This window comes from Parasphingorhabdus sp. (genome assembly GCF_036964565.1).
In the GTDB taxonomy this organism is placed as follows: domain Bacteria; phylum Pseudomonadota; class Alphaproteobacteria; order Sphingomonadales; family Sphingomonadaceae; genus Parasphingorhabdus.
The window spans coordinates 1-26,443 of the sequence record NZ_JBALTN010000020.1 but is presented as its reverse complement, the minus strand read 5'-3'; the positions used below and the strand labels follow the sequence as shown (position 1 = coordinate 26,443).

The following is a 26,443-nucleotide window of genomic DNA, read 5'->3' as shown; positions in this document are numbered from 1 at the left end:
CCTCATTGGTTTGCAGTGCACGGCCAAAGGCGCAAATGTGCTCAGTTTGAAACGGAGTAGGCTCACTCTGGTTCGGCGATGCTTGAGACGTTCCCGTCAGTGCGAGGACCGGCCTTCGGAGTGCGTCCATCGGTCTGACCCCGATTGAGCAAACGAAGCCCGTTAAGAACGACCAGCAGCGACGCGCCAACATCGGCCGCAATAGCGCCCCACAGCGAAGCAAGGCCGACAATAGTCAGAGCTGTGAAGACAAGTTTGACGGCGATTGAGAATGCGACGTTCTGATGAACTACAAAAAGCGTGGCGCGCGAATGCCGGACCAACCAGGGAAGTTTTGAAAGATCGTCCGACATGAGCGCCACATCTGCCGTTTCGATGGCAGCGTCGCTACCCATCGCGCCCATTGCGACCCCGATATTGGCGCGCCCCATGGCCGGCGCGTCGTTAACCCCATCGCCGACCATAGCAACCGATCCGTAGCGTCGTACGAGATCCTCCACGGCGGCTACCTTGTCGGCGGGCAGCAACTCAGCGCGAACCTCGTCGATACCGGTTTGCTTCGCAATTAATTCCGCCGTGGCCTGGTTATCACCCGTGAGCATCACGACATGCTCGATTCCAGCTTGATGCAGCGCAGTGACAATACTTCTTGCTTCCGGCCTGACGGCGTCGGAAACGCCCACAAGGCCCCAAACCTCCTGACCCTCGCCGATCGCGACGAGCGTGTGGCCAGCTGCCGTAAGCGCGTCAATATGCAGCGGGATCGCGCCAGAGATGACACCCTGTTCTTCAACATAGCGGCGTGAACCGAGCCACATGGTGCGGCCAGCCACTTGTCCGGTGACGCCTCGACCGATGATGGCCTGAACAGCTTCGGCGGGCGCGGCAACGATATTCAGCTCATCCGCCTTTGCCAAAATGGCGCTTGCGATTGGATGCGCACTGCGTGCCTCCAATGAGGCCGCCACCTTGATGATTTCATGGATGCTGCGGCCTGAGAACGGTAAGATCTCGACGACCTTTGGCCGGCCTTCCGTCAGTGTACCCGTCTTGTCCATCGCGATGGCTTTAAGGCGCGCGGGCGTTTCAAGATGTGTCCCCCCTTTCACAAGAACGCCCTGCTTCGCGGCTCCCGCGAGCGCGGCCACGATCGTCACCGGCGTTGAAATCACAAGAGCGCAGGGACAGGCGATAACGAGAAGCACGAGGGCCCGGTAGAACCAAACGCCCCAGGCTCCCCCGAAAAGCAGAGGCGGAACAAGAAAGATCGCGACGGCAAGGATCATCACGAGAGGGGTGTAGACACGTGCGAATTTCTCGACCCATTGTTCACTGGGCGCGCGTCGGCTCTGCGCCGAACCCACCATGCGGATGATCTGGGCAAGTGTCGTATCATTCGCCGCCTTGGTGATCAAAACTTCGAGCGCGCCCTCTCCGTTGATCGTCCCGGCAAAGACCTCGTCCCCCGGGGCTTTGAATACGGGCACGCTTTCTCCCGTGATCGGCGCTTGGTTTATCTCGCTCTCACCAGTGACTACTCGCCCGTCGAGCGGCATCTTGTCTCCTGGGCGAACGATGATATGCGCACCGACCGGGACTTCGCCTGCCGGGACGTCGCGTTCGGAGCCATCTTCAAGCTTGATGCGTGCTGTCGGTGGAGCCAGTTCCATGAGGGCTGTTACAGCGCGACGTGCGCGGCCGAGGCTCCACGCCTCAAGTGCTAGGGCCAATGCGAAAAAGAAGGACACCGTAGCAGCCTCGAACCAGGCACCGATGCCGATCGCGCCCGCGACTGCGACCATCATTAGCAAATTCATATCTGGGCGAAGGCGCTTGGCTGCGAGCCAAGCCTTTGGTGCAACGTAGCGCGCCGCGCTGAGCACCGCGATTGTGTAGAGCAGAATGCTCGGCAAGGGAGTCGAGCCTAATCCATGTTCTCCTGCCTCGAAAGCCGCTAACACACCTCCAGCCAGCCAAGCATGGACTGCAAACCCTAGCGCCGTAAACAAGCCGCTCGCTGTCGTCAGCCAAGACTGAACCCGTTTACGGCGGACCTCGGTTTGCGCTTCGTCGCTCGTCTCACCCTCGGTCCACGGCTCCGCTCTTAATCCAGCGCGGGTAACAGCCTCTAGAATACTGGCTTCAAGAGTAACGTTGGGCTTCATATCGATCGACATGCGGCCATTGAGCAGGTCGAAAGCGAGCTTATCTTCCCCGACCAGTGGACCGACTTCGCGCTTCAGCGCTGCGATTTCGTCGGCGCAATCCATGCCGTGAATGCGCAATAGAATTTGGCCAGACATAGGTGTTGGACTTGGCGGACCGAGCGCTTCGCGCACTTGTGACCCGCAGCACGCCGCGTCTTCAGATACTTCAACAAAATCCAACATATGCGGCGAAACTTCAGATGTCTGCCAAAGCTTGGCGTGCAAGCCCGTTTTAGCTACCGCTGCCTCGATCTCTGCTGCAGCAACTTGATTGGGTGTATGTATGGTCATGAAACCGCGCTCAGTGTCGAAGGCTAGCGTATCTTCACCGCCGACGAGTGGACCCACTGCAGCGCGGAGCGCGCGAACCTCGCTCTGGTAGGCCAGGCCATCAACTTTAAAGCGCAATGAGCCTGGAGGACTGATTGTTTTGGTCATGAGTTTACCACCATATTTCAAATTGGAGCGAACAAATTCCGCCAAGCGGCACCCTTATTACATTCTGTAGCCACTACAGAAGCAACAAGTTTTTCGTTCCCGGTGACGTTTCGTCTGGAGTAACTGCTGTATCACCTGGTTCGCTCTTGAAACTGTCGATTCAAACTATTCGGATCGCCCAAGTTGATCGGCATCTGAACTGAAGTTTTATTCGCCTACGCAAGAACTGGAACCCGGCGCTGACGGACTGAATTACAGATGTGCTTTCAAGCAGTTAATAAGTCCCCATGTAGATTTTTGTTCAGCTAAATCTGCCGGCGAGTTATGATCGGCCAAGACTTCGATGATCCGGCAATCAGCGATTTTTCCGTTGGCACACGAGCCGATCATACGGGAAAGTTCCTGCCTCAATCCAAGGAGCCGTGAAATTCGGTCGTTGACCGCGACAAGTTGATCTTGGGCGATCCGGCTCACGTCCTCGCATGAAGCATCCGGCATCTCCCTTAGCCCTAGCATAGCCCGGATTGACGCGATATCGAAGCCAAGCTCGCGCGCATGACGAATGAAGCTGAGCTGCTTGACGTCAGCTGACCCATACAGCCGCCGACCGCTTTCTGTCCGACCGGGTTTCGGCACGAGGCCTATCCTCTCGTAATAGCGGATCGTCTCAATCTTAACGCGGGCCCGCCGCGACAAAACACCAATTGTAAACATTTTTCTCCATTCTGCAGTCACTATAGATTGGAGTACCAAATCATCTGGAACCTGTGAACCGGGCAATTCGGGCAAAGACCGATTATCGACGCTGTCATAAACGGAGTAGTCCACCGTTGCTGTTTCTTGGAGCCCCTAGTGATATATTCAGCAACTGCACTTAGTCCGTAAGTATGAGACCAATGCGGGTCAGAGCTCGGCTTTTGCTGCCATTGAGTAATGATGTCCGATGCTCTGGGCGGCTGTTACGACACATCGACCATGATTTTCGTAAGCTTTCTGGGGCAAGCACGACATGGTTCGGACTATATAGGTGTTTCATGAGACCGCCATCGCTTGCGCTGCATCTGCAATCTACGTTCGTCTTCGCAGGCAAAGCAACAGGAGAGCGCGTTCGAATCATTGAGCAAGCGGAGCCTTAGGAGATTGCTGTCCCCCTCAAACGCCGTATCTATCGTACAGTTGTCAAGCATCGTATTACCCGTCATCCCCATCATGACATCGCTTACTGACGGGCAAAAATCATGGCATACGCTCGAAACCCAATTTGATATTTCAGCATTCGGACAGGTACTATAATAAGCGTCTTCTGATCATTTCAGGCACGGTCTTCACATGATCAATCGGTCGGTTGCGGTATTACGCGTAAATAGGACTTCTTCGTATCCCAGCCAGCAGGATATTTGGCTTTGGCATCTTCGTCCGACAGGGACGGCGGGATGATGACATCATCGCCCTTTTGCCAGTTAACAGGCGTTGCCACACCCTTACTTTCTGTGAGTTGCACCGAATCCAGCAGCCGGAGAACTTCATCGAAATTACGGCCGCTGCTCATAGGATAAAGCAACATGGCTCGGATTTTCTTGTCCGGACCAATGATGTAAACAGTGCGTACGGTTGCATTATTGGCTGCGGTCCGGCCTTCCGCATTGCCGGTCTCGTCAGCTGGCAACATGTTGTAAAGCTTGGCGACCTTGAGGTCGCTGTCGCCGACCACCGGATAATCGACTTTATTACCGCTGACCTCTTCGATATCGGGAAGCCAGTCGCGATTATCCTCGCTGCTGTCGACCGAAAGGCCCAGGATCTTAGTATTGCGCTTCGCAAATTCCTCGCCGAGCCCGGCCATATAACCTAGCTCAGTCGTGCAAACCGGAGTAAAGGCCTTGGGATGAGAGAAGAGGATCGTCCAACTTTCACCCATCCAATCATGAAAGTTAATGGTACCCTGGGTCGTTTCCGCTGTGAAATCGGGGGCTGTCGAGCCAATTGAAAGTGTCATGTAAAACTCCTATTTATCGTGGGGGAGGTAGGGGACGTCGAATTCGACGCTTCGGGTGAGAAAATCGGGCACGTGAAATCCTTTTTCGCGCAGGAATACCGGGTTGAAGAGGCGTGATTGATAGCGTGAACCTGAATCACACAATATGGTGACGATGGTATGGCCGGGCCCAAGTTCCCGAGCCAGCCTGATCGCTCCTGCGACATTCACACCCGAGGACATGCCGAGGTTGAGACCCTCTTCCTCCAAAAGAGCGAAGGTGATGTCGAGCGCCTCCTGATCTGGGATGCGGTAGGCATGGTCAATTTCCAGCCCCTCAAGATTGCCCGTAATGCGACCCTGACCAATGCCTTCGGTAATTGAGCTGCCTTCGGCCTTAAGTTCGCCCGTGGTGAAATAGCTGTAGAGTGCGGCTCCGGGCGGATCGGCAATGCCGATCCTGATATCCGGCTTGCGCGCGCGCAGCGCTTGTGCGGTGCCGGCAAGCGTGCCACCGGTCCCGACCGCGCAAATAAATCCATCAACCTTGCCATCCGTCTGGTTCCAAATTTCCGGACCGGTCGTCTCTATATGTGCGCGATGGTTTGCCCGGTTATCGAATTGATTGGCGAACACCGCTCCGTCTTTCCTATTCCTCGCAAGCTGCTCGGCGAGGCGCCTGGCAATTTTTACGTAATTGTTGGGGTTGCTATACGGTACAGCCGGAACCTCAACGAGTTGGGCACCCAGACTATGAAGCGCATCCTTCTTTTCCTGGCTTTGGGTTTCAGGTATAACGATAACCGTCTCCATGCCCAGCGCATTGCCGACCATGGTCAGACCGATCCCCGTATTGCCCGCCGTACCCTCGACGATCATACCGCCTCTTGACAGAAGGCCTTGGTCCATGGCGTCATGAACGAGATAAAGTGCCGCGCGGTCCTTGACCGACGCGCCAGGATTCATGAACTCCGCCTTGCCCAGTATTTTGCATCCGGTTTCGTTCGAAGCGCGGCGAAGTTTAACCAACGGGGTGTTGCCGATTGCGGTAAGTACATCAGGACAGACGGTCATCACTTTAAAGTAAGACTCCTTGCGAAGAATTCAACCGCAGAGACCGAATACATCTTGATGATTTGCATTAATCTCATACGACGACGAACTGCCCCATCATACCAGCATCCTCGTGTTCCAGAATGTGGCAATGGTACATATAGGGCAGGTCCGGGTCAGTATATTCTTCGAACCGCAAAATAACCCGAACGACCTCGCGCGGTGCCACGGTGACTGTATCCTTTAGCCCCCGTTCTTCTGGGCCGGGCGCGCGACCATTGCGGTCAAGCACGCGGAATTGCACATCGTGAATATGAAAGGGATGCGCCATCATCGAAGCATTCTCAATCTGCCAGATTTCTGTCGTGTTGACTTTTACCGTCTCGTCGATGCGCTGCATATCCATGGACTGGCCGTTGATTGTAAAGCCACCGGCGCGCATCATACTCATGCCCATCCCCATATTGAGGACAAATCTGCGCGTCCGAACCGCATCTGTCGGATCGACGCGAGGCAGCGAGAGCAGCCGGGTGGGCATTGTGATCGCCTTGCGCCGTTGAGCCGCAGGACGGATATTGAGCACCGTGAAGCGCTGCCTTTCGTTCATCATGCCCTCGCCGTTTGTCCTCATCCCGCGATCCATCATATCTCCGCGACCCTCACGTCTGTCCCCGCCGTCACCCATTCGATCGTTGCCGCTCATCATGCCGCGGTTTTGCATCCCGCCACCTCCCATCATTCCCATCGTCTCGATGCTGTCCGCCAAAAACGCGACCGGACTGCCATCACTTAGATCGATCACGATTTGTGTACGCTCTCCAGGGGCCAGTATGACATTGTTCGTACGATATGGCTGTTCAAGGAGACCACCATCGCTTGCGACCTGAGCGAAGCTGCGGCCGTCGTCGAATGCAAAGCGATAGAAGCGCGCGTTCGAACCATTGAGCAAGCGGAGCCTCAGGAGATTGCTGCGCGCCTCGAATACCGGATTAACAGTACCGTTGACGAGCATCGTATTACCCGTCATCCCCATCATGACATTGCGCATTGACGTGGAATAAAACAGGCTGCCGTCGCGGTTGAAGGCCCGGTCCTGCACGATCAGCGGAACATCGTCGATCCCGTAATCGTTCGGCAGGTCGAGTCGCTCGCTTTCAGTATCGCGTACATAGATCGCGCCAGCTAATCCTTGATAGACTTGCGGCCCGGAGCGATGAAGTGCATGTGAATGATACCAGAACATAGACGCGCGCTGGCGCACCTCGAAGCTCGGCGACCATTTTCCGCCTGGCTCTATCGGCTGATGCGGCCCGCCGTCGGCGCGTGCCGGCAAATGGAAGCCGTGCCAGTGTACCGTTGCCGTCTCGGAAAGCTCGCTGCTGACGTTCATCCGAACGGTGTCGCCAGCATACATTTCGAGTGTTGGGCCGAGATAAGGTTGGTTGATACCGATGGTGGGCGTATCGACGCCCTTCAAGAAACGTGAGGTGCCCCGCTGCAGATTCAGATCAAATATCCGGACACCACCTTCAACTTTGCCAGGATAAAGCGTGGGTATCTGCAGTGGATTGACAGAGCCAGAGGATATATATGATGACCGTCCGCCTCTAAGAAATTCCCGTGCAGCGATGCCTCCGATCACGAGCACGCCGCCGCCGATCGCTGCTCCTCCAAGGAGGGATCGTCTGTTTATCATGAGTTTTTCTCCTGCGGTTTATGAGGAAGGGGATCATTCCCCCGAATATTTCTCCAGAAGCCAAACGCGATGATCACAATCAATAAGAACTGCGCTATCAGCGGCTGCGACGCCGGGAATATGCCAAGCATTTCGATACGGGGCACGAATGGCCATGGCGTTATGCCGACCATTCCGGCCTCCTGCAGTCCTGCGATCCCTTTGCCGATCAACACCACCGCCAATATGGCAATAAGGATTGCGCTGTAATTAAGTAACTTCCCTATGGGCAGCTTGCGGCTATATCGCAGCATCGCCCACGCGATTGCTGCCAAGAACATAATGGCTGTACCGGCGCCCGCAAGAACTGCCCCCGCGTTTCGTTCGGTCCACAACGCCGCGTAAAACAAGATTGTCTCGAAAACCTCCCTGTAGACCACGAGGAAAGCAAGACCGAACAGGAACCAGCTGGATCCTCGCGAAAGCGCTCTACTCATGGTTTTCTGGATATAGCGTTGCCATTCGCCGGCCTGCGACTTGCTGTGCATCCAAATGCCCACAGAGACCAGCACGGCCGCTGCGAGTAGAGAGCCAAATCCTTCGGTGAGCTCGCGGCTTGCGCCGCTGACGGCGATTAGCCGAGTGGCTGCAAACCATGTCGCTGCTCCCCCGGCCAGCGCCGCAACCCAGCCTGCATGGACGTAGCGGATGCCTTCTGGACGACCCGCCTTGCGCAGAAAGGCGGTCATGGCGACGACGATCAGAAGCGCCTCCAGTCCTTCGCGAAGCGAGATTGTAAACGAGCCTACAAAGCTCGATACCCAGTCTCCCGCCTCTCGCTCGAGAACATTGTCCGCTTGATCGAACAATTCAACCAACTCACTCGCTTGTAGTCGTACCTCCGCAGTTGTCGCACCCCGGCCAATCGCCGCTCTCAGAGCGCCCATCGAGCTTTCAATCTGGGTCAGGAGTCCCGCATCTCGCACCGCCAACATCGGTTCGAGTGGCTCGAAACCATCAAGATAGGCAGATAATGCAAGATCAGAAGCTCCGTCCCGGTCGCCGGAATCATAGGCTGAAACACTCGCGCGCAGCCGTGCGCGTGCGATATCGAGTCCCTCAGCACGACTGGTTGTCGTTTTTTCGGGCATTTTCCGGAGAAATGCGGCTAGTGCACGGGCCTTTTCCTCGCCTATTTCTTGCGCCAGCTGTGCCGGGGTAATCTGAGTGAGCGTTTCGAGATTCGAAAACCGCCGACGTAAGTTTGGCTCCGCATTCCATATTTTCTCACCCCTGCGTGCATCGGCTTTGGAGAATGAGAATGCGCCGACATAGAAGGCCAATGCCCATTGATCCGCACTGTCGAGCTGCGCAAAACTCGCCATCGCCGTTCCGCCGATGCCTTGGTTGATGACCTGGTATAGGCTGAAAACACTGCGTTGCCGGGCCCTAGAGAAGTCGGAGAATGCAGCCGGCGGCGGGTCCAATCCTGCCGCGAGCGAACCGTCTCCGCCTCCGCTTGGCCCATGGCAGGACGCACATTGCTGCGCGTACAATGTCGCCGTGCGCGAGAAATTGGGCATAGCGGAGGGAGCCAGGGACACAGGATAGGCGAGCAACACTTCGCGGCCAAGCGTGCGCGCAAGTTCGGCTACTTTGTCAGCCGGTGCCTTGTCCGCTATTGCGCGCTTTAACCGATCGGCTAGTCTTACTAGATCGGGCTTGGCAGTGGTGAGGGGAAGGTCCGCGATCCGCTCGTTTGCGGATTGAGAAAATTCTACCATCTCGTCATACTCGCCGCGACTTGTGATAGCCCCTTCGGAAACTGCTTCGGCATAATCGACCGCAATATAATCCAGAAGCCGCCAAGCCGTCGCTGCGTCGGCCTGTTCTGGGCCAGCAGCTAACGCAGGCGCGCTATTGCTCGACGCAAAAAAGAGCGCGGCCACGATAATCTGTAATGTAAGCCGCATCACATTCTTGTGCCCTCGTTCTTGTGCCCTCGTTGAACCTTACGAGCGTCGGCATCAGGCGAATCGCTAACCGACATACGGAGTGCATACTTACTGTAGTGGCTACAGGATCAAGAGGTTTCTTGTTCGCAATAGCTAAAGGCGTTCACCATCGCCGCTGAGGAAAAGCAAAATTTTTGCCGATTAAGCTGCTTTGCGCAGCTCGCCAGCGTATTTTTCTCTTGATCCTTATAGTCGCTACAGAGGGCATCGTGATTGCGCGTGAGGTGCTTTAGCATTGGCCAGCGTTATGCTTGCTATGGCAGGATAGCGCCTCAGTGCCCAAATGAGGAGAAACAAAATGAGTTTGCAACTTGAAGATATAGTCCCTGATTTCACTGCTGACACTACCGACGGTCCGATCAACTTGCATAAATGGATGAATGGGTCCTGGCCGGTGCTGTTTTCGCATCCGAAGGACTTTACACCGGTCAGTACGGCCGACCTGAGTGCAGTGGCAGGATTTAACCCAGAGTTTGTCCGTCGTGACGTGAAGGTTATCGGACTCAGTGTAGATCCTCTCGAAGATAATTACGTTTGGGTTGGCGACATTGCCGAAACACAAGGTTATGCACTACATTTTCCGATGATAGCGGATGCTGACCGTCAGATTGCCGAGCTCTATGGCATAATACACCCAAATGCGGACGATACTTTGACAGTACGTTCTGTGTTTATCATCTCTCCTAACAAAACCCTTAGGCCCTTAGCTATACGAGCCCCGGCGAAACGTGAATTACAAGCCCGCAACGGGCTAGAAAATTTCTAGAGTAACTAAAGGATCAGGATGTCTATTGTTTGTAGTAAGTCCGACGGAATTCAGGAGGATTATGTTTTTCGCTAATCTCTGATATCGCGCATCCCGCGTAGCGCGTCTATCCGTTCGGTGATACAGGTACTGCGGGCATGCTCGAAGTGGCATTCTGTTTCATAGGGATTGTTACAGCGGTCTCCAGATTATGGTTGTCTGCGAATGTCATAGCCCGTCTTGAGTTATGCAAATAGCGGCTTGGCCGTGCACATTGGTCGTCGGCGAAGCCGGCAAACGGCCTGGCTTCATATGTCCCGATGGCGGAGTTGTAAATTCTATTGCAAGGGCGATACTTAGAAACCGAAAGATTCTTGCATTTTTTCCTTTCCTTTTAACCCACGGGAAATTAAGAGCCAGCTAGATGAAAAAATGGTTGCACATTATTGTTAGTCTTTTCCTCGTTACGGGAATGACCGCGGGGGCGATGGCTGAAGCTGCCGAGCTGGATTCCAGTTCGTGCTCCAGCGCTGTTGCGTCAGTAGACGATTGTGTGGACTTTTCGAAGCAAGGCGACGATAAGCAGCCCGATCCTACGAAAACCTCGACTAATTGTAGTGGCTGTCATGGCCATCAAATTGGTATCCCTGAGGTAGTCGCCCAACCGCCCGAGCCTATTGTGGTAGCTCAGGTCAGGCTGGTGCGAGGCGGCTCAAGTCTTCCCCCACCGGATCATTCAGACACTTTCCGACCTCCGATATTCTGACAATTGAGGCTTAGCTAGGCTTGGCCTCGGCGCGTGCCGTCAGTTTGTTATTAGAGGAAGTTTTCATTCATGTTTGCCATCATTTGGCGAGGCGCCCTTTTGTCCGGGCTTGGCCTCGCCCTGTTCACCGAACCCCTCGGTGCACAGGATCGTACGGTCCTGTCGCTCGAAGATGCCTTGAGCCGTGCCGGAGTTTCCGGGAGCGCGCCGGGCGCCGAAAACAACCCGCGCCTCGTCGGTCCGCGAGCCGAGACTGAGGCGGCTCGCGCACTCATCGACCAAGCCCGCTTGCGGCCCAATCCAGAAGTGTCTTTTGAGGCGGAAAACATCGCCGGGACCGGCGCTTTTTCAGGCCTCAGAGCAACCGAATACACGCTTTCGGTTGGCCAGCGGTTAGAACTGGGTGGCAAGCGCGGGTCACGTATACGTTCGGCTGAGGCAGAGGCTCGCGTCACCGCGCTTCAGGGTGACCTTTCAGCTGCCGGGCTCGCACTGTCGGTACGTGAGCGCTATGTCGGAGCTATTGCGGCTTCCGCCCGCCTTGAGCTGGCGCGCGATATTGTCGAGCGCAACAGTGAACTTGCGCGCATTGCACGTGTTTTGGTCGAAGTAGGTCGTGAGCCGCCTTTGCGCGCGCTGCGCGCCCAAGCTACTCTTGCCGAAGCGCAGGCGGCTCTGGAGGCTGCTCAGGTTGGCGATCTTGCCGCCCGCAGCGCGCTCGCCGCCTTGTGGGGGGAAAGCGCGCAACTCCCAGTGGTTCAACCGGTTTTCCCTAAGATTGAACCGCCCGCAGCACTTCTGGCTAGAGATACATCGCTGCGTTTGCAGATCGCCCAAGCCGAGCGTGAAGCGGCTGATGCCGCTATTGATCGAGAGAGGTCTCTCGCCGTGCCGGATCCAGTCATCTCGGCCGGTGTCCGCCGATTCGAGGAAAGCAAGGACAATGCCTTCCTGGTTGGAGTGACGATCCCTCTGCCTTTCGCCAACCGCAATCAGGGCAATATCGCTGCTGCGCAATCACGGCTTCGCGCTGCAACCGCGCAAGAAGCGATAATCAGGACAGACTTCGAACTTGCAATCACCCAAACCCGATCACGATATCTGGCGGCCGAAACTCGGGCAGAAACTTTGTCTGAAGCCTCGCTACCCCAGGCTGAGGAAGCGTTACGGCTGGTTCGGATTGGCTACCGCAACGGCAAGTTTCCGTTGATCGAAGTCCTGGCCGCCGCCGAGGCACGCGATGGCATTCGCGAAGCTTTGATCCAAGCTAAGGAAGATCGGGACCAACTAGCTGCGCAGCTGATCTGGCTGGCCACCCAATGAGGAATTTAGTCATGAATCGTACACGCTTGGCCGTCTTAATCGGCCTTATCATTCTGGTCATTGCTGGTGTCGTAATGTTCTGGCCCGGCAAAACTTCTTCTCCAGTGCGGGAAGAAGCTGCAGCCGAAGTTGAAGAAAATCATGACGAAAGCCTGGTTGAAATGGATGCCGCCCGCGTAAAAGCGGCGGGCCTCGCTACCGAAACAATCCAGGCCGGCGGCCTCGGCGCAGAAATCATCGCGCAAGGTATGGTTACTGCTGCCCCTGACGGGGAAGCGGTCCTGACTGCTCGGGCGGACGGCGCAATTACCCGTGTAGTCAAGCGGCTCGGCGATTACGTGCGCGCAGGCGAACCGATCGCGTTTCTTGAAAGCCGCGATGCATCGGATATTGCCGCCGAACGCACCGCTGCGGCTGCCCGCGCAGCGGTGGCCCGATCTGCTTATGCCCGCGAGAAAAAGTTATTCGACGAACGCGTTACCGCTCGGCAGGATTTGGAATTGGCACAGGCTGAGCTGGCCGGAGCCGAAGCTGAATTGCGGCGATCCAAATCAGCAGCAAGCGCAGCCAAGGTTACCGGCGACGGACGCTACCTTGCGGTATCCAGCTTGATCTCTGGCCGGATTACGGAAGCCAACGCAACGTTAGGGAGTTATGTAACTGCAGGTACCGAACTATACCGTGTCGCTAATCCGTCGAAGGTTCAGATTGAAGCTGCGGTGGGGTCGGTTGAAGTTCAGCGACTTGCCATTGGTGACCAAGCGACGGTCGAGTTGCCCGATGGTCAGACAATCGAGTCTCGCGTGCGCGCAATAACGCCTGGCCTTGGCGGTGAAACGCGTTCGGCCACCGCCGTGCTAGACGTACAAGGAAGCCTGCAGCCCGGGCTTCCCGTGCGTGTTCGCCTGATGCCGAGCCGGGGCGAGACCTCGGACGCTATCGTTGTGCCAGAGGAATCGCTGCAAACACTCGAAGGCAAGGATGTTATCTTTGTTAGAACCCCTGATGGGTTCCGCGCACGCAATGTCACTATTGGGCGGCGAAGCGCTGGCCGTGTTGAAATTGTAGCAGGACTCAAGTCGGGCGAAAAAATCGCCACCACCAACGCATTTTTGCTGAAGGCCGAACTTGGCAAGGGCGAAGGCGGGGAGCACTAGATCATGATTGCACGACTTATTGCGCTTTCCGTCCGTGCACGCTGGATGGTCCTATTCCTGTTCCTCGCGGTGGCCGCATTGGGCACTTGGCAGTTGTTCCAGCTTCCGATTGATGCTGTACCCGACATCACGAGTAACCAGGTCCAAATAAACACTGTCGACCCGCGTCTTTCGCCTGAGGAAATAGAGAAGCTGGTCACTTACCCAGTCGAAATTTCTCTGGCCGGTATCCCGGGACTTGAGACGACCCGTTCGATATCGCGCAATGGGTTCAGTCAGGTTACGGCGATCTTCTCCGAATCCACCGATCTGTATTTCGCCCGGCAACAGGTAGGCGAGCGGCTAACCCAAGTTACCGAAAACCTACCCGACGGCGTGCAGCCGCAGATAGGCCCGGTTACCACCGGCTTGGGCGAAATTGTTATGTATACCGTGGGGTACACCAATCCGGATGGCAAGGGTGCAAAGAAAGTGGCCGGGCGAGCTGGATGGCAGCCGGATGGCAGCTATCTTACACCTGAAGGCGAATTGCTGACCGACGAAGTTTCGAAAGCAGGATATCTGCGAACCGTGCAAGACTGGATTATCGGCCCCCAGCTGAAGGCGGTGCGCGGTGTTGCAGGCGTCGATTCAATCGGTGGATATGCCAAGACATTTGTGGTTGAGCCCGATCCGGTAAAGCTTTCCAACTACGGAATTTCCTACAGCGAACTCGGCGAAGCCCTGGAGAATGCCAACCTTGCTGTGGGCGCCAATTTCTACAACCGTAGCGGTGAAGCCTATCTCGTTCGTGTTGATGCGCGGGTGCGGTCCGGCGATCAAATTCGAAACGCGGTGGTGGCCACGCGCGGTGGGATTCCGATCACGGTTGGTCAGATTGCTAACGTGAAGGTTGGCGGCGATTTACGCACCGGCGCAGGCAGTCTGAACGGCAAGGAAGCGGTGATTGGCACCGTGCTTATGTTGATTGATCAGAACAGCCGGATTATAGCTGAATCCGTAACAGAGAAAATTGATCAGGTTTCGCAGACGCTGCCACCCGGGGTTAGTGTAAACATCGTCCTAAATCGCGCCGAGTTGGTCAGTGCGACCGTCGGGACGGTCGAAACCAATCTTAGTGAAGGCGCGCTGCTGGTCGCTGTTGCGCTCTTCTTGTTTTTGGGAAACTGGCGCGCGGCGATTATCGCAGCTCTGGTTATTCCATTCTCCTTCCTGATGATGGCGACCGGAATGAACACCTTTGGCGTGCCAGGTAATCTCATGAGTCTGGGCGCGCTCGATTTCGGTCTGATCGTCGATGGGGCGGTCATCATCATCGAAAATTGTCTCGCGCGACTGGCACACCGGCAGGAACGCGAAGGGAGGCTGCTCACGATCCATGAACGGCTCGAGGAAACGATGCACGCTTCGCAGGAAATGATCAAACCGACCGTGTTCGGGCAGGCGATCATATTGCTGTCCTTCGCACCGCTGCTGTTGTTCACCGGTGTTGAGGGCAAGACCTTCTCGCCCATGGCAATCACGATCATGCTGGCGCTGTTCTCGGCGTTCATTCTCTCGATCACGCTGGTGCCTGCACTGGTGGCACTGCTCATTCGCGGGCGCGTTGCCGAAAAAGAAGTGTGGATGATCCGCAAGAGCAAGGACCGCTATCTGCCTCTGCTCGACAAGGCGCTTGCTCGGCCCATGCCGTTCATCGCGGGGGGCTTGGCATTCTTCCTAGCAGCATTTCCAGTCTTCGGATTACTTGGCTCGGAATTCATTCCTCAACTTGACGAAAAGAATCTAGCGATTGCCTCGACGCGCGTCCCCTCGGTCAGCGTTGATCAATCCCTTACGATGCAGCGCAAAGTCGAAGCGGCTGTTGCCCAGCTTCCTGAAGTTGAACTAATGTTTTCCAAGACCGGCACGGCAGAGGTTGCTACCGATCCGATGCCGCCCAATATCTCGGACGGGTTCGTCATCTTGAAGCCGGACGAAGAATGGCCGGCAGGAGTGAACAGCAAGGCAGACGTGGTTGAACGCATCGAGGAGGCCTTGAGCGGTCAGCTCGGGCAGGTCTACGAAGTCAGCCAGCCAATCGAGCTGCGCTTCAACGAGCTGATTTCGGGTGTACGCGGTGACGTGGCAATCAAGCTCTATGGTGACGATCTCGACAAAATGTCACAGACTGCAAATGAAATGGTGCAGGTGCTTCAAGCCATTCCAGGTGCGGCAAGCGTGAAGGCGGATCAGGTCGGGGGTGCGCCCTTGCTTGATGTGAAGCTGGATCGGGCGATGATTGCTCGCTACGGGCTCACTGTCAAAGAAGTGGCGGACACTGTTGCTACGGCACTCGGCGGGCGGGAATCCGGGCTACTCTACGAGGGCGATCGCCGTTACGACATCACGGTGCGCGTGCCCGACGAAACGCGGGTTAACCTTGATGATATTCGTGCGCTTCCTGTGCTGTTGCCCGAAGAACCCGGCGAAATCCGTCAACAGATCCCGCTGTCGCAAGTAGCGAATATCCAGTTGAGTGAAGGGCTTAACGAGATACGGCGCGAAAACGGAAAGCGCAGGGTGGTTGTCCAGATGAATCTGGAGGACCGCGATGCAGGTTCGTTCGTGGCAGAGGCGCAGGCCAAGATCGCCGAAGTGGATCTGCCTACCGGCTATTATCTGGAATGGGGCGGACAATTCCAAAATTTGCAAGCGGCGACCGCGCGACTGTCGATCGTAGTGCCGCTTGCCTTTGTTGCTATCTTCGGCTTGCTGTTCATGGCCCTTGGGTCGGTCGGCCGGGCAACTGCAGTCTTCCTGACTTTGCCACTTGGATTGGCCGGAGGGATATTCACGCTCGCCCTAACCGGTATCAACTTCTCCGTCTCGGCAGCGGTTGGGCTTATCGTGCTGGCCGGTGTTTCGGTTCTGAACGGTCTGGTTGTGATGACGGCCATTCGTGAGCGTCAGGAACATGGGCTGCCTCTAGTTGAGGCGATTCGGGAAGGCATGACCGAGAAGATGCGTGCAGTCATTATGACTGGATTTGTTCCGGCCATCGGCTTCATTCCGATGGCAATTGCTACCGGGACGGGGGCTGAAGTCCAGAAACCGCTCGCGGTTACGGTCATCGGGGGATTGATAGCTGCAACTATCCTTACTCTTTTGGTGTTGCCGTCAATCGCGAAGGTTGTGCTCGGCGCAATCGAAAACCGCAAGCGCAAGCGGACCGAGAATGCCCCGCAGGCTGCGCCAGAACCGGCATAAAGGAGAAGATAATGACACAGACGGTCAAATTGTTGCGGATATACACGGACGAGGGAGCTTATCTCGGAGATCGTAGAGTTCTCGAAGTGATCGCCTCCCGCGCCCGGGAGGCCGGTATGGCGGGGGCTACCGTTCTGGATGCGCGCTTGGGCTTTGGCCGCTCGGCCCATGTGCATCGTCGTCACGTATTCGAAAGCGACCGAGCTGTTGTCATCGAGATCGTCGATGAGGAAGAGCGGTTACGGACGTTTGTCGGTAATCTTGGCGATATTCCGGATGTCGGGCTGATGACACTGGAAGCAGTGGAGGTGCTTGGCGGGAAGGCCCGGCAAGCATTTTTCGAAGCCCGCCCATGATTTGCGCCGCATCTCGCCTCAATTGGTGTGATGCGGTGAGCATCGCGCATGACAGGCTGGACCATCCCATTGAGTTTGATCTGTCTAGCCGCAAAGCAGGGACAATTTCCGGCGCCGGCGGGGTAACGAGGTGTCTTGACGGTAGAGAACTCGTATCCATTGCCCGTGCCCGTGGCAAAGGTTTGGGGCTTCGTCGCAGGCATCAACAGGCCACTCCAGATCGAGGAAGGAATTCATCTGGCATAGTTGCAGCAAAACACTCAGTTCAAGCACCAACTTTGCTATTGAAAAAACGTTTCATGGCTAGAATTTATGATTGCGAGACAATTCTTGTGACCTCGGCTAGTCAGAGCCGGCAGTTTGCTGGGGCGCCATCCTCACGAACATCGGCTACCATACAATTCAAGGATTCGCGCTGCTCGCTCGGACTCAGGTCGTTCTGTTTCCGCCAGAGCGGGCATCATGTGGTGCGGGCGTTCGACGCGCCCGCACCACACCATCGGCGAAAACCAACCACTTCGGCGCTGCGCTCTCCCATGCGTGGGACGATCGGATGAAGGGAACAGCAATGAAAGATCTAGTGCGCCTCGACATTCCGCTTTTGCTGCCGGAAGTAAAAGATGTAGCTGACCGCTGCATAGGCAGACTCACTAACGAATTGCGAGGTAGGGCGGGCGTTCGGGACGCACATGTCGTCGCGAGCCATGATGACACTCCGGCACAACTTTGCATCCATTATGATCCTGACTTCCTGTCGCTCCAACGCGTGCGCGAGATTGCCAAAGGCACTGGCGCGGCGCTGACAGAAAAATATCAGCATATCCACTGGACGGTTGACGGACTGACCCACGCTCGCAAGGCACGCACGGTCGCCGACCGGCTTCGAAATTTGCCGGGTGTCATCGAAGTCGAGGCGAGCGCGGCAGGCACAATTAGTGTGGAATTCAGTCGATCCGAGGTGAGAGAGGCGGAAATCAGTAAGACGCTGGCCGAGATGGGGGTCCTTCAACGAGCCGAACGGATATCAATATCAGCCAACGCCGCGAAAGAGCCGCCCAAGCAGGGTCACCAAGAAGGGGAGCACGCCCACAGCAACCTCTTTGGGCCTAACACCGAACTGATCTTTTCGCTGATTTGCGGGGGGGCGCTGGCAACTGGGTTTGCGATCGAGAAACTGACTGAGGCCCCTGCTTGGATGCCGATCGCCTGCTACTTTGCCGCCTATATATTTGGCGGTTGGTTCACACTCCGCGAAGCGTTTGAGAATTTGCTCCTCAAACGCTTCGAGATCGACACGCTGATGCTCGTGGCGGCAGCTGGCGCGGGCGCTTTGGGCGCTTGGGCCGAAGGCGCACTACTCTTGTTTCTGTTTAGCTTGGGGCATGCACTTGAACATTATGCGATGGGCCGGGCAAAGCGCGCGATCGAGGCTTTGGCTGAGCTGGCACCACGTACAGCCTTAGTACGTCGAGGGGATGGCCGTCTGAGCGAAATCTCCGTCGAAGATCTCGTTATCGGCGATACCGTGATCGTAAAGCCGAACGCACGTCTGCCTGCAGATGGGTTCATTGTAGTTGGGCGATCAAGCATCAATCAGGCACCCGTCACGGGCGAAAGCGTCCCCGTCGATAAGGAGCCGGTACCGGATAGGGCGCTGGCAGCAGCCCAATCTGACAAGGTTTCCGCCCAGCACCGAGTATTTGCGGGGACCATAAATGGTCAAGGCGCGATCGAAATCGCTGTCACACGCCTTGCTGCCGACACGACGCTGGCCAAGGTGGTCAAGATGGTGAGTGAGGCGGAGACACAGAAATCTCCAACCCAGCGCTTCACCGACCGTTTTGAGCGGGTGTTCGTGCCCTCCGTTCTCGCGCTGGTGGTCATGCTGTTGTTCGCTTGGGTTGTCATCGATGAACCGTTCCGCGACAGCTTTTATAGGGCAATGGCCGTGCTTGTAGCGGCCAGCCCCTGCGCGCTCGCCATCGCGACGCCGAGCGCCGTTTTATCGGGCATCGCTCGGGCGGCTCGTGGTGGCGTGCTAATCAAGGGCGGCGGACCGCTTGAGACTTTAGGTTCGCTGAATGCGCTGGCCTTCGATAAGACTGGCACGCTTACCGAAGGGCGCCCTCGCATTACTGACGTCGCGCCATCAATGGGAGTGGACAACGCCGAACTCATGAAAATTGCGATCGCTGTCGAAAGACTCAGTGATCACCCGCTGGCGGAAGCGATCGCGCGAGATGGTGAGCAATTTCTCGATGGTCAACCGGTTCCAGAGGCGGTCGACCTCGTCAGCCTAACAGGCCGCGGCGTGCAGGCGCGTGTTGACGGGAAGGTGGTGCTGATTGGCAAGACTGAGATGTTCGGTCGAGATGGAATCGCTCCCCTTACGGCGGAGACGGCCCAGACGATTGAGATTCTGCGCGAGCAAGGGCGCACGACGATGGTCGTGCGCACTGGTCAGCGCGACCTGGGTGCAATCGGACTCATGGACACACCGCGCACAGCCGCAAAAGAAACGATAGAGCGACTTAGAGCGCTAGGAATCCAGCGTATGGTGATGATGTCAGGCGACAATCAGCGGGTAGCCAGTGCGGTAGCCGCCGAAGTCGGCATCGAAGAAGCCTGGGGCGACCTGATGCCAGAGGATAAGGTCGAGGCAATCAAAAAGCTTCGCGCCGACGCGCCGGTCGCGATGGTAGGTGATGGTGTCAACGATGCTCCCGCTATCGCGAATGCTTCCGTGGGTATTGCAATGGGAGCTGCGGGATCCGACGTCGCACTCGAGACTGCCGATGTCGCGCTTATGGCCGATGACCTCGCACATCTACCGTTTGCCATCGGCCTGAGCCGCAGCACCCGCTGGATCATTCGGCAGAACCTGATCGTCAGCTTGGGTGTGGTCGCCTTCCTGGTGCCGGCGACGATCATGGGTCTTGGAATAGGCCCTGCGATTCTGGTCCATGAAGGCTCGACGCTGCTCGTCGTTTTCAATGCGCTCCGTTTGCTTGGCTATCAAGACAGGGGTGCCCAATGAGCTTACTTTCGAAGGGATTTGTGCTCAAAATTGCGGAGAAACGCGAAATATCCTCGATATGCTCAATGCCGAGCAGAAACTTCTCAGAAGCCGCAGCGCAGTTCGTAACCACCCGATGTGCCGCCCTCGTCTCCAATTTTAGGTTGTTTGCCGCCATCGGCGCGTCCGATGCGCGCGATCTCAACTACTTTGGAGGCACGCTGTTTGAAATGAGCTTCAGTCGCAAGGTGATATCCAGTCCGGTGTCATTGGAAACGGAGTGCCGCACCGCCGTCGACGGCGGCATTCAATTCTCGCTGATACCGGTCAAACCACGTCTCGATCGCGGAGCACGAAATCAAGTTTTGCTGACCACTGACGTTGGCGAGTATCGAGGCTTAGAAGAGTTCGAACATCAGCTAACTGAGAGGAGATTATCATGAATTCATCAACGGCAACAGGCAAAGGCATGCTCTGTCCCATTTGCCAAGTGACGCTGTCTATCTCGGATCGACAGGGCGTGGAGATTGATTTCTGTCCACAGTGCCGGGGTGTGTGGCTTGATCGGGGCGAGCTTGATAAAATCATCGAGCGATCCGAAGCCGTCACGGTATCGCGGCCGCGCGATGAGGGTCGATCAAGCCCCGGTTTTTCGGCGCACGATGACCGTCAACGATCGAAGCACCACGGGTATAAGCGCCGACGCAGCTTTCTTTCCGACCTGTTCGACTGAACCATGCAGATGAATCGCCTTATGAATGGCTGGTCAGGGGGAAAGCGTGTTTACCCAAGAAAATGAAACAATCTTGCATGCCTCGCCGACTAAAGTCTGGTCAGCACTGACGCGCTTTGAGGATTATGGACATTGGAACCCGTTCATACGCATCTCCGGCTCACTCGCGCTCGATGCGATTGTAAAGTACTCATTCAGAATGAAAAAAAGCAAGCGAGGATTTTTCATCATCAACGCTCGCATCTCGGTTCTTGAGCACCAGAGACACATTTCCTTTCGCTTTGGCTTTAGAGGGCTGATTTCGGTTGAGGAGAGCTACCTGATAGCGCCCGAGTCTGTCGGATCGCGCTTGGTTCACAGATTTCACTGCACCGGTCCGCTTTCGGCGCTGAAACTCAGGAGAATGATGACCAATTTCAACCTGATACTTGAGACCACGGATAAGCAGTTTCAACGGCATCTCCGGCGTTCATGGCCGTCTGCGAAAGTTAAGAAGCGCGTTAGGAGAGGATTTCGGCCGATTGATTGAAAATTTAATGCAGATTGGCCCTCCGCAAGCTATTTCTCGGGAGAAAGGCACCCAACAGACGTTGCCATCTTCCCTTGCGGCCCGGGTCACGCCGTGGGCGCATCCCCCACCGCCCACGGCGATACTTGACCACTATTACTCGCGCAGCAACTTCTTTTTTAAGAAGACGAATATGTATCCTCAATAAGTACTGGAATTGAGATGAAGCTTTTTATGTCAACGGTTGAGAAATGCTAATAAATTTACATCAACGTATCCCGATTTCTTTCAAGATTGTAATAGGTGCATTAGTAGGTGTCATCCTTCTACACCCCCTGGTCACGCTAATTTTCTGGCTTGAGTTCAATCAGCTATTATCGACACCCTCAGATACCGCTGCCGATTTCCTATGGTGGCGGATTAGAGAGTCCACCAGTTTCGAAATGTTTCCTATGAACCTGCTTTTTGCCGGTTTAGGCGCTGGTTTGGCCTTGGTCTTGGATTTAGTCGAAACCTTGTCTGAAAAAAGCAGAGAAAAGTCACATATTCTAAAAAGGCAACTCTCCGATCAATTGCCAATGCTTATTGCGGCAGGAGAGAGCGAGACTACTGAATTTAAAGAGTCGTTGCGCTGGGATGTAAAGGAAGGCCGAGTAAATAAAAAATTGGAAAAGGTTATAGCTAAATCGCTTGCCGGATTTATGAACCATCGCGGCGGAAATCTACTGATTGGCCTTTCTGATGATGGCACAATCAAGGGCATTGAATTAGATTGCAAGACCTTAAGAAGTAAAAGCCAAGATGGATTTGAACGCGCTCTTATTGATTTGGTGAATAATCAATTGGGAGCCAATGCCGCCACAATGGTCCACATCCAATTCTTGGATTATGGGGGCCATACCATATGCTGGGTGATCGTAGATTCCGCGTTTGAGCCAGTTTATCTAAAAGATGGCAATATTTCGAGATATTTCGTGCGGTTAGGAAATTCCACGCGTGAGTTAGATGTTCGGGAAGCGCAAGACCATATCGCACAACGCAGTCCTATTGGGAACAACTAAAGGTGTCCTACGAAATCATAGTTCATTGTTTTGCTCTGATACACCGAGATCAGAATTTTTTGCTGACTTTATTGGCTTTGGAAGAGTGATGCTCAAAATGCAAAATGGAAAAGGTTCGAAAGGCCGACGACTTCCTTTTCCATTGGGCTTCAAACTGATGCCATCGAGCATTATGGGGGCAATTTTTTTAGTACTTTGGTCAGAGGTGGCGAAAGGGCATTTGGACAAAATAGATAAAACCCTCTTGCTTGCTTTTAGGTCTATGAAAAACTCGGATCTTTTGGTTGGTCCAGGCTGGCTTCCACAAGTTGTTCGCAACGTCTCCTTTTTGGGGGATTCAATTTTTCTGATTTTTGTTATTTTGGCAGTCTCTGGCTTTTTGATCGCAAAAAGAGCCTATCTTAATGCGTTTCTATTGTCCGCTTTATCCATGGGCGGGTTTTGGATAATATCCTTATCGAAAGACTTTTTCGGCAGACCTCGGCCTTCGATTGTAGAATATCTTTCTGTTCCCAATTCCGCTAGTTTTCCAAGCGGTCATGCTGCAAATTCGACCATCGTTTATATCTTGATAGCAGTGGCTTTATTCAAAATTGTACCGGGAAAATATGCACGGGTTTGCCTGCTTTCTGGTGCGTTTATATTGGCTGCATTGATTGGCATATCGAGGATTGCTTTGGGCGTCCATTGGCCAAGCGATGTTTTGGGGGGATGGATTTTTGGACTGGGATGGTGCTGCTTGTGGTTCTTGAAAGACAGCATTCCAGATTCACCGACCGCCTTCAGTCGTTACAGTTCAAAGCAAGCACGATGAAGATACTGTCAAGAAAATACTCGAGAAATATGGAAAGGGCCGTGGTGCCTCTAGCAGATTTTCTGGATAATCTAGAGGTAGCGGCTAAGATGATACGAATAAAAGTCGTAAGCTCGGAATCGGAGACCGTTTCGAAATTGCAAGCAACAAGTCGCAATTTATTGAAGAACTTAAAAGGGATGTAAAATGCTGACAGCAAGAGAAAGTGAAGGGCTGATTTTTATAGAAGCAGGCGAAAAGTTGGGCGCGGAAGATTTCGATGCATTTGTGCCATTGTTTGAACGTATAGCGCAGCGAACACCTGGAACAGTTCCGATGCTAATTGAACTGAAATCCGATTTTTCTGGATGGAACATCGGCGGGCTGTGGCGTGATCTAAAATTTGATATTCGCCATAAGGACCAATTTGGACGTATCGCCATTGTCGGCCACAAAAAATGGGTGGAATGGGGAACGAAATTTTCTGCCCCTCTGTTTAGCGGTGACATGCGATACTTTGACTTAAAAGATATTGAGAAAGCCGAAAAATGGGCCAGGACTGGCTCGACGGAGAAGAATGGGTGAGCGAAACATCTGTAAACCTAGATTCTCCGGACAAGCGCAGAACTCTGTGGATCGTGCTGGCGTTGAATGTTGCGATTGCAATCGCCTTTTTCGGAACCGGCATTTTAGCCGATTCAAGTGCGTTAATTGCGAACGGGCTCGACAATTCATCTGACGCTGTTGTCTATGCTCTTAGCTTGCTTGCGCTCTCGCGGTCTCAAAAATGGAAGCGCGCGGCCGCGCGTGTTTCGGGGGTAATGCTTCTGATTTTTGCCGTGGGGGTGATTTTAGATGTGGGTAGGCGTTTCGTTGAAGGGTCTGAACCGGGGGGATGGCTAATGATGGCCATGGCTGCTGTTGCTGCCGTAGTTAATCTTTTATCATTGCGCCTACTTCAAAAAATCCAAGACAAAGATGTAAATTTACGAGCAGCGACAACATTTAGCTTCAACGATTTCATATCCAATGGCGGTATCATTATAGCTGGCGTCATTGTTCTGTTCACCGGTGCAAATTGGCCGGACCTCCTAGTTGGCATCGCCGTCGCAGGGGTAGCGGTGTATGGAGGCATAGACATTTTGCGGGATGCCCATCAGGACAAGCATGATGAAAAGGGAGATATCCATTGAGCGCCGGCCACGATCACGGCAGTGACAATATGAGTGATGGCCGACTTTTGTTTGCGGTTGTGATCAATGTTTTATTGACCATCGCCCAAATCATTGGGGGGGTATTATCCGGATCGCTTGCACTGATTGCGGATGCTTTGCACAATTTCAGTGACGCGGCTTCGCTCGCTTTGGCCTTGTTTGCGCGCCGCATTGGTAGGCGTCCTGCAGACGCGTTCATGACATTCGGATATGCCCGCGGGGAAGTGGTAGCAGCGCTCATAAATTTAACCACACTTCTGATTATTGGCTTTTACCTGCTTGTTGAGGCAATCAACCGTTTTGCTGATCCGCAGCCCATTGAAGGCTGGACTGTTATCATTGTCGCAGGAATCGCACTCGTTATCGACCTAGTCACAGCTATCATGGTGTATGCAAGTTCAAAGGAGAGCCTTAACATGAAGGCCGCCTTTCTTCACAATGTATCCGATGCGCTAGCTTCGGTAGGGGTCATAGTCGCAGGTATTTTGATCTTGCTATATGATCTGTATATCGCTGACCTTATCATCACGATCGCAATCGCAGTATACGTTATTTATCAAGGAATAACATTGTTACCGAAAACTGTCCGGCTGCTCATGGGCGCGGTTCCAGATGACTTGGAATTCGACGAGATTGTAGAAACGCTACGCCAGACTAATGGCGTCAAGAGTGTTCACCATGTTCATTTGTGGAGTATCAGTGAGCACAGCCTTTCTCTAGAAGCACATCTCGTCCCGAAGGAAAAATCACTGGAATCGTTTGAAGCGGTTAAAGCGTCGGCACGCTCGGCATTGGCCGAAAAATATGATATTAAGCATGCGACATTCGAGTCTTGTCTAGAAACAGACTGCTCGCCCGAAATTGTGCCAACTCATGAAAGGCGTCACAACCATGAGTGACCACATAATATTCCATGCGAATTTCAGAATGCTGCCTTCGGGGATATTTTAGGATCCTGCTTACATCAGGCGCTAGGTAATAATAATATCCGAAAGCAAATTATGGGATTAGTTGGAAGGAATAAATTTAATGCAGTCTGTGCTGTGGTACATTGATGATCAAGGCCCAGATCCGTGGGTCCAAGCGGCGCTTGACGTAACCCGCGCAGTGGAGGGCCATTTGAGTTGCCTCCATGTTTCATCACTCAATTCATTTAAGATATCGGATGCCTATGGGGGCATGGCGGCCAAGCATCGTTTCATTGTTGAGGCTCAAAAGCGTGGGGAAAAAATCCGGATGCAGATAAGAGAGCGGTTAGACAAAGAGAATGTAAGCTGGGATTTTAATCATATTGAAGGCGATCCCGTCAATGCGATAACACGTGAGAGTGCCTTGCGGGATATCGCGATTCTGGGACGGCCGCCCGGAAATTCTGATAAAAACAGGTCAACAACATTTTTCGGAGACCTACTAAGTCACATACGGACCCCAACATTGCTCCAACCTCATGATTTTATTGGAATCAATCTTATGGATCCGGCTATCATCTGTTGGAATGGGAGTATTGAATCTGCCAATGCATTACGCTCATCGCTTCCTTTGATCAAAATTGCTAGTGAGGTCCATATCGTATCAATTGATGAAGATAAGGGAACCGAAATTCCGCCAGATGCGGCTTGCAAATATCTCGCTAGTCATGGTGTGGACCCGCAATTGCAACTATTGTCATCGCGAAGTTCCCATCCTTCCGATATTCTCATATCTACGGCACAAAATTTGCAGGCCGGTGTTATGGTCGCCGGGGCTTTCGGGCGGAGCCGAACCCATGAATATATATTCGGCGGTGTTACTCGAAATTTGCTTCGAAGTTGCCCACTCCCGTTATTATTGGTCCCATAACTTCACCTGGACGTTCTCGGAAGCAGGGATTCAGCCTTGCTGGGTGGGTAAAAAATATTGACAATAATGTTTGAAAAATCGCCAATAAATGATCATTTCTGGATAATTACATCAAAGCTGTCGGCATGGCTCTTTCAATGATGGACCGTGTGTCAATGACGGCGGTGGAAGCACCAAAAAGATTACTGGGTCGATCAAGTCTTAACTTGCAAAAAGCTTCGGCGACAGGGTTGTCCGCGTTGTCAAGCACTGCTGCTTGAGCGGATATTGCAAGCTGTTCGACGATGTTACGGGCATTATGCTCGGCCAGTCCGCTAATT

Annotated in this window: 21 protein-coding genes and 1 pseudogene; 15 read left to right on the top strand and 7 right to left on the bottom strand. The window is 54.2% G+C overall.

Annotation, left to right across the window (positions count from 1 at the left end):
* Positions 1-62 precede the first annotated feature (62 nt).
* The 6 genes from V7650_RS17565 to V7650_RS17540 form a co-directional block, all read right to left on the bottom strand.
* Positions 63-2,690, bottom strand: a complete 2,628-nt coding sequence (locus V7650_RS17565; protein ID WP_335657511.1) for a heavy metal translocating P-type ATPase — start codon at positions 2,688-2,690, stop codon at positions 63-65.
* Between the two features lie 207 nt (positions 2,691-2,897).
* Complete coding sequence (locus tag V7650_RS17560) at positions 2,898-3,473, bottom strand: MerR family transcriptional regulator (protein WP_335657510.1); 576 nt, start codon at positions 3,471-3,473, stop codon at positions 2,898-2,900.
* A 505-nt stretch (positions 3,474-3,978) separates the two neighbouring features.
* Positions 3,979-4,641: a peroxiredoxin gene (locus tag V7650_RS17555; RefSeq protein WP_335657509.1), complete on the bottom strand. Its 663-nt coding sequence runs from the start codon at positions 4,639-4,641 to the stop codon at positions 3,979-3,981.
* Positions 4,642-4,650: 9 nt separating this feature from the next.
* Positions 4,651-5,694 carry a cysteine synthase A gene (locus tag V7650_RS17550; protein WP_335657524.1) on the bottom strand — a complete coding sequence of 348 codons (1,044 nt, stop codon included), beginning with the start codon at positions 5,692-5,694 and terminating at the stop codon, positions 4,651-4,653.
* 73 nt (positions 5,695-5,767) lie between these two features.
* Entirely contained in the window at positions 5,768-7,369 is a 1,602-nt protein-coding gene (locus V7650_RS17545; protein ID WP_335657508.1) for a multicopper oxidase family protein, read from the bottom strand.
* Positions 7,366-9,321, bottom strand: coding sequence for a cytochrome c/FTR1 family iron permease (locus tag V7650_RS17540; protein WP_335657523.1), 1,956 nt, complete (start codon positions 9,319-9,321; stop codon positions 7,366-7,368). Before V7650_RS17540 ends, V7650_RS17545 begins: the two co-directional genes overlap by 4 nt.
* Before the next feature lie 340 nt (positions 9,322-9,661).
* Here V7650_RS17540 and V7650_RS17535 point away from each other — a divergent pair, with 340 nt between their 5' ends.
* The 15 genes from V7650_RS17535 (at position 9,662) to V7650_RS17465 (ending at position 26,123) form a co-directional block, all read left to right on the top strand.
* Positions 9,662-10,129, top strand: coding sequence for a redoxin domain-containing protein (locus V7650_RS17535; protein WP_335657507.1), 468 nt, complete (start codon positions 9,662-9,664; stop codon positions 10,127-10,129).
* Between the two features lie 814 nt (positions 10,130-10,943).
* Positions 10,944-12,197 carry a TolC family protein gene (locus V7650_RS17530; protein ID WP_335657506.1) on the top strand — a complete coding sequence of 418 codons (1,254 nt, stop codon included), beginning with the start codon at positions 10,944-10,946 and terminating at the stop codon, positions 12,195-12,197.
* Positions 12,198-12,208: 11 nt separating this feature from the next.
* Positions 12,209-13,354: an efflux RND transporter periplasmic adaptor subunit gene (locus V7650_RS17525; protein WP_335657505.1), complete on the top strand. Its 1,146-nt coding sequence runs from the start codon at positions 12,209-12,211 to the stop codon at positions 13,352-13,354.
* Positions 13,355-13,357: 3 nt separating this feature from the next.
* The gene (locus V7650_RS17520) at positions 13,358-16,603 is read left to right on the top strand and encodes an efflux RND transporter permease subunit (RefSeq protein WP_335657504.1); all 3,246 of its coding nucleotides are present in this window, start codon (positions 13,358-13,360) and stop codon (positions 16,601-16,603) included.
* Positions 16,604-16,614: 11 nt separating this feature from the next.
* Positions 16,615-16,959, top strand: a complete 345-nt coding sequence (locus V7650_RS17515; protein WP_335657503.1) for a DUF190 domain-containing protein — start codon at positions 16,615-16,617, stop codon at positions 16,957-16,959.
* 568 nt (positions 16,960-17,527) lie between these two features.
* A complete protein-coding gene (locus V7650_RS17510; protein ID WP_335657502.1) occupies positions 17,528-19,996 on the top strand; it encodes a heavy metal translocating P-type ATPase in 2,469 nt (822 codons plus the stop codon).
* Positions 19,993-20,418, top strand: coding sequence for a hypothetical protein (locus V7650_RS17505; protein WP_335657501.1), 426 nt, complete (start codon positions 19,993-19,995; stop codon positions 20,416-20,418). Before V7650_RS17510 ends, V7650_RS17505 begins: the two co-directional genes overlap by 4 nt.
* The gene (locus tag V7650_RS17500) at positions 20,415-20,708 is read left to right on the top strand and encodes a TFIIB-type zinc ribbon-containing protein (protein ID WP_335657500.1); all 294 of its coding nucleotides are present in this window, start codon (positions 20,415-20,417) and stop codon (positions 20,706-20,708) included. Before V7650_RS17505 ends, V7650_RS17500 begins: the two co-directional genes overlap by 4 nt.
* Positions 20,709-20,733: 25 nt before the next feature.
* Positions 20,734-21,237 (top strand): SRPBCC family protein, encoded by a 504-nt coding sequence (locus V7650_RS18295; RefSeq protein ID WP_442955330.1) that lies wholly within the window; start codon positions 20,734-20,736, stop codon positions 21,235-21,237.
* Between the two features lie 230 nt (positions 21,238-21,467).
* On the top strand, positions 21,468-22,277 hold the full coding sequence (locus tag V7650_RS17490) for an AlbA family DNA-binding domain-containing protein (protein ID WP_335657498.1): 810 nt from the start codon (positions 21,468-21,470) through the stop codon (positions 22,275-22,277).
* Positions 22,278-22,365: 88 nt separating this feature from the next.
* The gene (locus tag V7650_RS17485; RefSeq protein ID WP_335657497.1) at positions 22,366-23,091 is read left to right on the top strand and encodes a phosphatase PAP2 family protein; all 726 of its coding nucleotides are present in this window, start codon (positions 22,366-22,368) and stop codon (positions 23,089-23,091) included.
* 186 nt (positions 23,092-23,277) lie between these two features.
* Positions 23,278-23,655: an STAS/SEC14 domain-containing protein gene (locus V7650_RS17480; RefSeq protein WP_335657496.1), complete on the top strand. Its 378-nt coding sequence runs from the start codon at positions 23,278-23,280 to the stop codon at positions 23,653-23,655.
* Positions 23,619-24,263 (top strand): cation diffusion facilitator family transporter, encoded by a 645-nt coding sequence (locus tag V7650_RS17475; RefSeq protein WP_335657495.1) that lies wholly within the window; start codon positions 23,619-23,621, stop codon positions 24,261-24,263. The genes V7650_RS17480 and V7650_RS17475 overlap by 37 nt, the downstream gene beginning before the upstream one ends.
* Complete coding sequence (locus tag V7650_RS17470) at positions 24,260-25,183, top strand: cation diffusion facilitator family transporter (protein WP_335657494.1); 924 nt, start codon at positions 24,260-24,262, stop codon at positions 25,181-25,183. Before V7650_RS17475 ends, V7650_RS17470 begins: the two co-directional genes overlap by 4 nt.
* Positions 25,184-25,313: 130 nt before the next feature.
* The gene (locus V7650_RS17465; RefSeq protein ID WP_335657493.1) at positions 25,314-26,123 is read left to right on the top strand and encodes a universal stress protein; all 810 of its coding nucleotides are present in this window, start codon (positions 25,314-25,316) and stop codon (positions 26,121-26,123) included.
* Positions 26,124-26,229: 106 nt separating this feature from the next.
* On the opposite strand, the pseudogene V7650_RS17460 reads toward V7650_RS17465, so the two are convergent.
* A pseudogene (locus V7650_RS17460) lies at positions 26,230-26,443 on the bottom strand (DNA alkylation response protein); the annotation flags it as partial.

Bases quoted from the DNA above. Each gene is read 5' to 3' on its own strand.
- V7650_RS17555 (WP_335657509.1), bottom strand. From the start codon at position 4,641: ATGACACTTTCAATTGGCTCGACAGCCCCCGATTTCACAGCGGAAACG.
- V7650_RS17550 (WP_335657524.1), bottom strand. From the start codon at position 5,694: ATGACCGTCTGTCCTGATGTACTTACCGCAATCGGCAACACCCCGTTG.
- V7650_RS17545 (WP_335657508.1), bottom strand. From the start codon at position 7,369: ATGATAAACAGACGATCCCTCCTTGGAGGAGCAGCGATCGGCGGCGGC.
- V7650_RS17540 (WP_335657523.1), bottom strand. From the start codon at position 9,321: ATGCGGCTTACATTACAGATTATCGTGGCCGCGCTCTTTTTTGCGTCG.
- V7650_RS17535 (WP_335657507.1), top strand. From the start codon at position 9,662: ATGAGTTTGCAACTTGAAGATATAGTCCCTGATTTCACTGCTGACACT.
- V7650_RS17530 (WP_335657506.1), top strand. From the start codon at position 10,944: ATGTTTGCCATCATTTGGCGAGGCGCCCTTTTGTCCGGGCTTGGCCTC.
- V7650_RS17525 (WP_335657505.1), top strand. From the start codon at position 12,209: ATGAATCGTACACGCTTGGCCGTCTTAATCGGCCTTATCATTCTGGTC.
- V7650_RS17520 (WP_335657504.1), top strand. From the start codon at position 13,358: ATGATTGCACGACTTATTGCGCTTTCCGTCCGTGCACGCTGGATGGTC.
- V7650_RS17515 (WP_335657503.1), top strand. From the start codon at position 16,615: ATGACACAGACGGTCAAATTGTTGCGGATATACACGGACGAGGGAGCT.
- V7650_RS17510 (WP_335657502.1), top strand. From the start codon at position 17,528: ATGAAAGATCTAGTGCGCCTCGACATTCCGCTTTTGCTGCCGGAAGTA.
- V7650_RS17505 (WP_335657501.1), top strand. From the start codon at position 19,993: ATGAGCTTACTTTCGAAGGGATTTGTGCTCAAAATTGCGGAGAAACGC.
- V7650_RS17500 (WP_335657500.1), top strand. From the start codon at position 20,415: ATGAATTCATCAACGGCAACAGGCAAAGGCATGCTCTGTCCCATTTGC.
- V7650_RS18295 (WP_442955330.1), top strand. From the start codon at position 20,734: ATGGCTGGTCAGGGGGAAAGCGTGTTTACCCAAGAAAATGAAACAATC.
- V7650_RS17490 (WP_335657498.1), top strand. From the start codon at position 21,468: ATGCTAATAAATTTACATCAACGTATCCCGATTTCTTTCAAGATTGTA.
- V7650_RS17485 (WP_335657497.1), top strand. From the start codon at position 22,366: ATGCTCAAAATGCAAAATGGAAAAGGTTCGAAAGGCCGACGACTTCCT.
- V7650_RS17480 (WP_335657496.1), top strand. From the start codon at position 23,278: ATGCTGACAGCAAGAGAAAGTGAAGGGCTGATTTTTATAGAAGCAGGC.
- V7650_RS17475 (WP_335657495.1), top strand. From the start codon at position 23,619: ATGGGCCAGGACTGGCTCGACGGAGAAGAATGGGTGAGCGAAACATCT.
- V7650_RS17465 (WP_335657493.1), top strand. From the start codon at position 25,314: ATGCAGTCTGTGCTGTGGTACATTGATGATCAAGGCCCAGATCCGTGG.